This window comes from Halomonas sp. (assembly GCF_031581305.1).
Lineage (GTDB): Bacteria > Pseudomonadota > Gammaproteobacteria > Pseudomonadales > Halomonadaceae > Halomonas.
The window spans coordinates 1-7,553 of the sequence record NZ_JAVLBC010000088.1 but is presented as its reverse complement, the minus strand read 5'-3'; the positions used below and the strand labels follow the sequence as shown (position 1 = coordinate 7,553).

At 68.5% G+C, this 7,553-nt stretch carries 8 protein-coding genes; 1 reads left to right on the top strand and 7 read right to left on the bottom strand.

Annotation, left to right across the window (positions count from 1 at the left end; translation table 11 throughout):
• Positions 1 to 500, bottom strand: a 500-nt coding sequence (locus RI841_RS09020) for a hypothetical protein (protein ID WP_310705263.1), incomplete at its 3' end; no start/stop codon positions are given.
• A 4-nt stretch (positions 501 to 504) separates the two neighbouring features.
• On the bottom strand, positions 505 to 888 hold the full coding sequence (locus RI841_RS09015; protein WP_310705262.1) for a cytochrome c: 384 nt from the start codon (positions 886 to 888) through the stop codon (positions 505 to 507).
• A gap of 347 nt (positions 889 to 1,235) precedes the next feature.
• Here RI841_RS09015 and RI841_RS09010 point away from each other — a divergent pair, with 347 nt between their 5' ends.
• The gene (locus tag RI841_RS09010; RefSeq protein WP_310705261.1) at positions 1,236 to 2,945 is read left to right on the top strand and encodes a sigma 54-interacting transcriptional regulator; all 1,710 of its coding nucleotides are present in this window, start codon (positions 1,236 to 1,238) and stop codon (positions 2,943 to 2,945) included.
• A gap of 113 nt (positions 2,946 to 3,058) precedes the next feature.
• Here RI841_RS09010 and RI841_RS09005 read toward each other — a convergent pair whose 3' ends face one another.
• The 5 genes from RI841_RS09005 to RI841_RS08985 form a co-directional block, all read right to left on the bottom strand.
• Positions 3,059 to 3,751, bottom strand: coding sequence for a protocatechuate 3,4-dioxygenase subunit alpha (locus RI841_RS09005; RefSeq protein WP_310705260.1), 693 nt, complete (start codon positions 3,749 to 3,751; stop codon positions 3,059 to 3,061).
• A gap of 39 nt (positions 3,752 to 3,790) precedes the next feature.
• Positions 3,791 to 4,519: a protocatechuate 3,4-dioxygenase subunit beta gene (gene pcaH, locus RI841_RS09000; RefSeq protein WP_405000930.1), complete on the bottom strand. Its 729-nt coding sequence runs from the start codon at positions 4,517 to 4,519 to the stop codon at positions 3,791 to 3,793.
• A gap of 103 nt (positions 4,520 to 4,622) precedes the next feature.
• On the bottom strand, positions 4,623 to 5,552 hold the full coding sequence (gene pcaQ, locus RI841_RS08995; protein ID WP_310705258.1) for a pca operon transcription factor PcaQ: 930 nt from the start codon (positions 5,550 to 5,552) through the stop codon (positions 4,623 to 4,625).
• The gene (locus RI841_RS08990) at positions 5,553 to 6,758 is read right to left on the bottom strand and encodes an MFS transporter (protein ID WP_310705257.1); all 1,206 of its coding nucleotides are present in this window, start codon (positions 6,756 to 6,758) and stop codon (positions 5,553 to 5,555) included.
• Between the two features lie 131 nt (positions 6,759 to 6,889).
• On the bottom strand, positions 6,890 to 7,553 hold a 664-nt coding region (locus tag RI841_RS08985; protein ID WP_310705256.1), incomplete at its 5' end, for a carboxymuconolactone decarboxylase family protein.

Here is a 7,553-nt window from a genome sequence, read left to right as displayed (position 1 = left end):
GGATCAGCTGGGTCCGGCTCGACGGCTCCGTGGCCATGGCCGTCCGCCAGCGCCAGCCGGGCATATTCGCGCCCCAGCGCGGCCTGCCAGCTGCCGGTCTCCACCGCCAGCGGCGCCGCCAGCGGGCCGCGATGGCTCAGCAGCTGGTGGCGCCCCGCCTCGTGGCGGCCCAGGGCCAGCACGCGGCCGCGACCGGCCAGCAGGCTGGTCAGCAGAACCAGGCCCGACTCGTCGGTAAAGCCCGTGGCCAAGGCACCGGCAGGCAGGGCATTGAGCGCCAGCGGGTCGAGGCGGCCCTCGTAGCGCGGTGCCCAGCCCTGCTGGCGCAACCCCAGCCCCAGCTCGGTGGTCGAACGGTCGGCCCCGTAGAGGCGGATCGGGCCATGCACCGGAGCATCGGCGAGGCCGCGCTCGGCGGCCCAGGCGGCGCCCAGGGAGAGCGGCACCGCGGAGCCCAGCAGCAGGCTGTTCTTGAGCAGTTGTCGACGTGTCAGGTTCATGGCCTCACTCCTCGTTCACGGCGCCGGCCGCCAGGTCACCGCGTACCAGGGCCTGGATCAGGGCCTCAAGCTCGGGGTCGCTGACCTTGGCCTGGCGTAGGGAAGGCATGGCGGCCCGGCCGTTGCGCACGGTCATCCGGATGTAGTTGCCCCGCGCCTCGTGGGCCGCCTCGGGAAAGGCCATGGTGATCTCGGGGCCGACGGCCTTGTCCGGAGCGTGGCAGTGGGAGCAGACCTGCCGGTAGACCTCGGCAGGTTCGCGCATCTCCCCCTCACCGCCTGGTGCTGCCGGGGCTGCTGCCGGCAGCACCAGGGCCCCGAGCAGGGCAAGGGTCTTGAGCCTGAGCGATGGGAGGCGCCGGAAGGGCACCGTTGTTGTGTTCTGCATGTCAGTATCACCCGTCTGTTCGTCAAGGGCATGTCGCCGTCGGAGCCCATCGACACCAAGGACTTATACTTTGGTATAAATCAAGGAGTTGGCACCGGGCTCCACGTCATTCATGTGTCAAGAACCGTGCCGATATCGGAAAAAACCCCGGCATCAAGGCACTAGGCGAGCCCTCCGGCATCGGGTTGTCCGGATTGCGGACACCCGTTCGATACTATGGATCAACCATTTGGTGACCCCTGCGCAAATGGTGAAGTCCTGCCGTCACTCTGCCGAGGGTCCTTGCCCCTCTCCTCCGGATGGGGGTGATATCCTCTTGCCTTGATCCGCGACAGCTGGAGTACGTCATGTCCACCTCACCCCCCGACTACCCCAGCGCCCGAGACCTGATGGATGCCCTGCGCTTCCTGCCGGAGGAGGGCCAGATCTGGCTCGGCGAGCAGCGCATGCTGCTGATGCCGCTGGCGGCTTCATCCTTCTTCCGCAACGAGCTGGTGACCACCCTGGGCATGGAGCGCGCCAGGGGACTCTTCATGCGGCTGGGCTACCACTCGGGACTGATGGATGCCGAACTGGGCAGGTCCCTCAGGGGAAACGACGAAGAGCTGGAAGAGCGCTACCTGGCAGGCCCCCAGCTGCATGCGCTGCAGGGCCATGTCCAGGCCGTGCCGGTGCACCTGGAGATGGATCTGGAACATGACCGGTTCTACAGCGAATTCATCTGGAAGGGCTCCTTCGAGGTCGATGTCTGGCGCCCGCGGGGCCCCCAGGCCGAGCCCGTCTGCTGGACCCTGCTGGGCTACGCCTGCGCCTATGCCAGCCACCTGCTGGGCCGTGAGGTGCAGTTTCGCGAAGTCACGTGTCGGGGTTGTGGGGATGCCGAATGCCGTATCGTCGGCAGGCTGGCCGAGGAGTGGCCCGATCACGAGGCCTTCGCCGAGCTGTTCCGCGAGGAGCCGCTGATCGATGAGCTCTACGAGTTGCAGGCGCGCATCGCCACCCTGGAGGGAGACCTGGCCCGCACCCGCGGCCAGGAGGACTGGGCGCCCATCGGCTCGACGCCGGCGTTCCAGGAGATGCTCGCCATGCTCGACAGCGCGGCGCCCTCCGAGGTCCCCGTGCTGCTGCTGGGCGAGACCGGCACCGGCAAGGAGATCCTGGCCCGGCGCCTGCACGATCAGAGCCACCGCGCCGAGGGCCCCTTCATCGCCGTCAACTGTGCGGCCATCCCGCCGGAGCTGATCGAGTCGGAGCTGTTCGGGGTCGAGAAGGGGGCCTACACGGGGGCGGTACAGTCGCGACAGGGACGCTTCGAGCGAGCCGATGGCGGCACGCTGTTCCTGGACGAGCTCGCCGAGCTCTCGCCCCGCGCCCAGGCCGCCCTGCTGCGGGCGCTGCAGGAGCAGCAGATCGAACGGGTCGGCGGCCAGTCAGTGAAAGACGTGGACGTGCGCATCGTCGCCGCCACCCATACCGATCTGCTGCGGCGCGTCGAGGAGGGTAGCTTTCGCCAGGACCTCTTCTATCGCCTGAACGCCTTCACCCTGACCGTGCCACCCCTTCGCGAGCGGCGCGAGGACACCGCCGCCCTTGCGGAACACTTCCTGTCACGCTTCGAGCACCACTACCAGCGTCGCACCCTGGGCTTCTCCGACCAGGCCCGCTCGGCCATGACACAGTACCGCTGGCCGGGCAACATCCGCGAACTCAAGAACACCGTCGAGCGCGGCGTCATCCTCACCGCCGACCACAAGCGCATCACCGAGAAGGCGCTGTTCGGAGACTATCGGGTCCCCACCCTGGAGCGGGAGAAGGGGCAGGGTCTGGATGCCTCGGGCATGCTCAAGGACTCACCGGGCGGAACGCCCCTCGAGGCGTCACCCCATGAACGGGTCCGTACGCTGATCGAGGCCGGCATGACCCTGGAGGAGGTCGAACGCACCATGCTCGAGGCCGCCCAGGCCGACAGCGACGGCAACATCACCGCCGCCGCCCGCCGGCTGGGCATGACCCGCGCCGCCTATGCCTACCGGCTCAAGAAGCACGGCATGCGGTAGGGCAAGGCGTGTAACGGCGAGAGGAATGCCCCCGTAACGCAGAAGGCCCCGCCCTCCTCACCGGGATGGCGGGGCCTCGCATTGGGGTGAGGGCCGATCAGACGTCGACGCGTCTAGAAATCAAAAAACACGGTCTCGCCCTCGCCCTGCAGGCGAATATCGAAGCGATAGCGCACCTTGCCATCGACCTCCTCGCGCCTGGCGATCAGCGTCTCACGACGCGCCGGCGACTCGATGCGGGAAAGCACCGGGCATTCGGCATTCGCCTCGGTCTCATCCTCGAAGTAGAGGCGGGTCTGGAGGTGGATATTGATGCCACGGGCGAAGAGGGACAGGTTGATATGCGGGGCCATCTTCAGGGCACTGCGGGCACTCGCCAGGTCGTTCTCCTTGTCGTCGATGGCACCATGTTCCTCGTCGATGCCATCCACCCGCACGCGACCCGGCTTGACGGTCTTGAGGGTCCACTCGCTGCCGTGCTCGAAGGTGGTGGCGGTGCGCCCGAAGCTGTTGAACGGCTTCTCGAGGTCATACTCGCGCTGGTAGACGCCCTTGCTGTCCGCCTGCCAGGCTTCGAGGAAGGCGTCACGAACCAGGTCGCCGTTGCCGTCGATCACGGTACCGACGATCTCGATGTGCTCGCCCTCGGCCTCGGGACGGGCCATCTCGTTCCAGATCTCCTCATCGCGGGTCGGGTTGCCGGCGGCGGCCAGGGCCAGGCCGATGTGGACATAGGGCCCGGCGGTCTGGGAGGCGGTCTCACGCAGCATCAGCTCGCTGGCGGGCTGGGAATTGGGTTGTTTCATGGTCTGGTTACCCCGTCCTGTCACTGGTTCTCGAACCGATCACTGGTTTTCAAAATAGGTCTGCAGTTCGCCGCGCACCACCAGGTCGAAGCGGTAGGCCAGGCAATCCATGGGCCGGCTACGCGCCATGTCCAGGCGACCGATCATGGTCTCGACGGCATCGGGATCCTTGAGGGTGTTGACGATGGGGCACAGCGGGATCAGCGGATCGCCCTCGAAGTACATCTGGGTGATCAGGCGGGTGGAGATCGCCGGGCCCATCACCGAGACGTGAATGTGAGAGGGACGCCAGCTGTTCACGTCGTTGGGCCAGGGGTAGGGGCCCGGCTTGATGGTGCGGAAGCGGTACCAGCCTGCGTCGTCGGTCAGGCAGCGGCCCACGCCACCGAAGTTGGGGTCCAGCGGGGCCAGGTAGTTGTCGTTACGGTGACGATAGCGGCCGCCGGCGTTGGCCTGCCACATCTCCACCAGGGTATGCGGTACCGGCTTGCCGAACTGGTCGACCACGCGGCCGAACATGATGATGCGCTCCCCCACCGGCAGCCCCTGGTTCTGCTCCTGACGAAAGTTGAGCAGCAGGTCGTTGTCGTGGGGGCCCATGCGCAGGCCACGGAAATCCGGACCGGTGAACTCGGAGGCGGTGGCGTGCTGCATGCTGACCAGCGCCTGGCGCGGGGAGCGGGCCACGGAGGTCTTGTAGCCGGGCGCATAGGCCGGCGGGTGCCAGTTGCGATCGCGCTCCACGAAGCGCTTGCTGTCGTCCTGCATATCGATTCGTCTCCAGGGGTGATGGATCTCGGCCAGTGTGGCGCCCTGCCGCAGGCCTGCCAATTGACGTCTTTACCGCCTCACATAACCCCTGGGTTATGCCTCACTTGCCAAACGCCACCAGGCTCGCCGCCACCTCGCGGAGGGTCTCGCAGAATCCCTCCAGGGCCAGCGACGGTTCCAGGCTGGCGTTGGTGCAGAGCCCCACCGAGCCGCCCTGCTGCTCCAGCGGCAGGGCCAGCTCGACCAGTCGGCCGTCGTGCAGGGCGTCACGCACCGCTTCTTCCGGCGCCACCCAGAGGGCGTCGCTCTCCAGGGTGTAGCGGTGGCTCAAGGGCAGCGACAGGGTCTCCAGCTGACGCCCCGGCAGGCGCAGCGAGTGGCGCACGCAGAAGCTGTCGACCTGCTGGCGCAGGGTGGTGCGGGGCGGTGGCAGCACCCAGGGGTAGTCCCCCAACCGGGGAGGCTCGAGGGGCTCGACACCGGCCAGCGGGTGCCCTGCCCGCACCACCAGGACAAGGCGCTCGTAGTAGAGGTGCTCGAAGGCCAGGTCGCGGATCTCGCGGGCCTCGGTCATGCGTCCCACCACCAGGTCCAGCTCCCCCCGGCGCAGACGGGAGAGCAGGAAGGCACTGGGCCCGGTCACCACGTTGACACCGGCCTCGCCGGCCTCGGCCTGCTGCCAGCGCCGGATCGCCTCGGGCAGCAGGTGGCTCTCCACCGTGGAGAGCGCTCCCACCCGCAACCAGCGCACCGCGGCATGCGCCTCGCCCAGCGCGCTGACGCCCTCCTCCAGGGCACGGATCGCCGGGCCGGCGTGGCGCAGCAGGGTCAGGCCGGCCTGGGTCAGCGCCACCCCGCGGGAGGTCCGCTCGAAGAGCGCGGTGCCGAGGATCTCCTCGAGTTCCTTGATGGTCCTGGACATGCCCGGCTGGGTGATCGCCAGGCGCTCGGCGGCACGCGCGAAGCTGCGCTGTCGGGCCACCTCCAGGAAGGCCTGGAGGTGGCGCAGCTTGATGCGGGCATTGAGCATTCAGGCCTCCCGTTGGCGGGAAGCGAGCAGCCGGCGGATGCTGGCCATGGCCGCCAGGCTGATCGCCAGGGTCGGCAGGAAGGCCAGCGCCACGACCCCCGAGAGGTCATAGAGCCCGCCACCCACCACGGTGATGACGAAGACCAGAAGATAGCCGAAGAAGAGCATGCCGCCCATCAGCCGCGGCAGCGCCTCGACGCGCACCAGCCAGGCGGGCAACGCCAGCACGAAGATGAACAGCGCGCTGGTGAAGAAGCCGAACAGCCCGGCAGCCCAGACCACGTGGCGCCCCGGCAGCCAGAGCATCAGCGGCAGCGCCAGCAGGGCCAGGGCCGTGATGGCGACCAGCGGACGGTGCCGCCCCATCAGCCGGTCGGCATAGAGGACCAGCAGCGTCGAAGAGAGCATCTGGGCGCCATTGAGGGCCGTCAGGCTGGGCGAGAGCAGCGCCAGGCGCCCGCTCTCCTCGAGCAGCGGCGGCAGGAAGACATTGCCGGTGAAGTAGAGCGCCGCGGCAGCACCGAGCAGCGTCACCAGGCGCCACATGCGGCCATCACGGTGATCCGGCAGTACCAGTTCGGCGCTGGAGGAGCCCCGCCCGGTGGCCGGCAGCCGGCGACTGCCGGCGGCCAGGGCCAGCATCAGCAGTGGGACCGGCGCCACCCAGAGGGTGAAGGCCCATTGCCACCGATCGCCCAGCCAGACGGCCACCAGGGGGCCGGTGGCCCCGGCGGCCAGCAGCTCGCCCACCAGCAGGCCATTGGTGTAGACCGCCGAGGCGCGGCCGATACGCCCCGGCGACCAGAGCTTGGCCAGCACCGGCATGGCCGCCTGCATGAAGGCGATGCCCACCCCCATGATCACGGTGGCCGCCATCATCGCCAGGAAGCCCTCCGGCAGGCTGCGCAGCGCACTGCCCCCCGCCATCACCGCCAGCCCCAGCAGCATGCCGGGAAGCACCCCGACCCGGGCCAGCAGCCAGCCGGCGGCCAGTCCGCCCAGGGCCAGGGTGACCAGCGGCAGGCTAGTGGCGATGGCCACCTCGCCACTGGTGAAACCCAGCACCGCCTTGAGCTGGGGAATCAACGGCGGCACCACCAGGACCGTCAGACGCAGGTAGAGCCCCAGGCACCACAGCAGGCCATAGGCCAGCAGGGCCTGACGCCACTGGCCTGACTCATCCATCGTCGCCGTCTCATCGCTCATACTGCAGCTCCTTGCCCTCGATGGTGATGGCACCTCGGCTCGCCTGAAAGGACGAAGCCGGCTCTCGGGCCGGCTTCGTAGCGTGCCATATCGGGCACCTGTTAGTGCCCTAACAAATAGTCGCGTGGCGGTCAGCCCTTCTCCCCGCCCCAGCCCAGCTGCTTGGCCAGCGAGAAGGCATGGTTGGCCGCCGGCACGCCGCCATAAATGGCCACATGCATCAGCACCTGGCGCAGCTCAGCCTCGGCAAGACCGATGCGCTTGGCGGTCTTGAGGTGCAGGGTCAGCTCCTCGCGACCCAGGGCGGCGAGGATGCCGGTGGTGATCATGCTGCGCTCGCGACGAGTCAGGTCGTCGTTGCTCCACAGCTCGCCCCAGGCCAGGCGGGTGATCATCTGCTGGAAGGGCGCGTCCAGGCTGGTGGCTTTCTCGGTGGAGCGCGCCACGTGCTCCGCGCCCAGCACCTGCTTGCGGGTCTCGAGGCCGGTGGCGTAGGCCACGCCCTGGTTGGCCACGTCGCCCAGATCCACCGCCATCACCGCCAGCAGCTTCTCGGCGAACATGCCCGGCACCTCCACGGAGGGCACATGACCGACGCCCTCGAGGATCTCGAGCGGGGCACCGTCGAGTTCGGCGGCCAGGGCCTCGAGGGTGGCCGGCGGGGTCGCCAGGTCCTCGCTGCCACCCAGCAGCTGCACCTTCACGTTCTTCCCGCCGAGCCTGCCGATAAAGGAGTGGCTGCCCAGCATCTCGCAGAGCTTGGCGTAGGCCTCGTCGTCGCCGCGGCCCATCTGG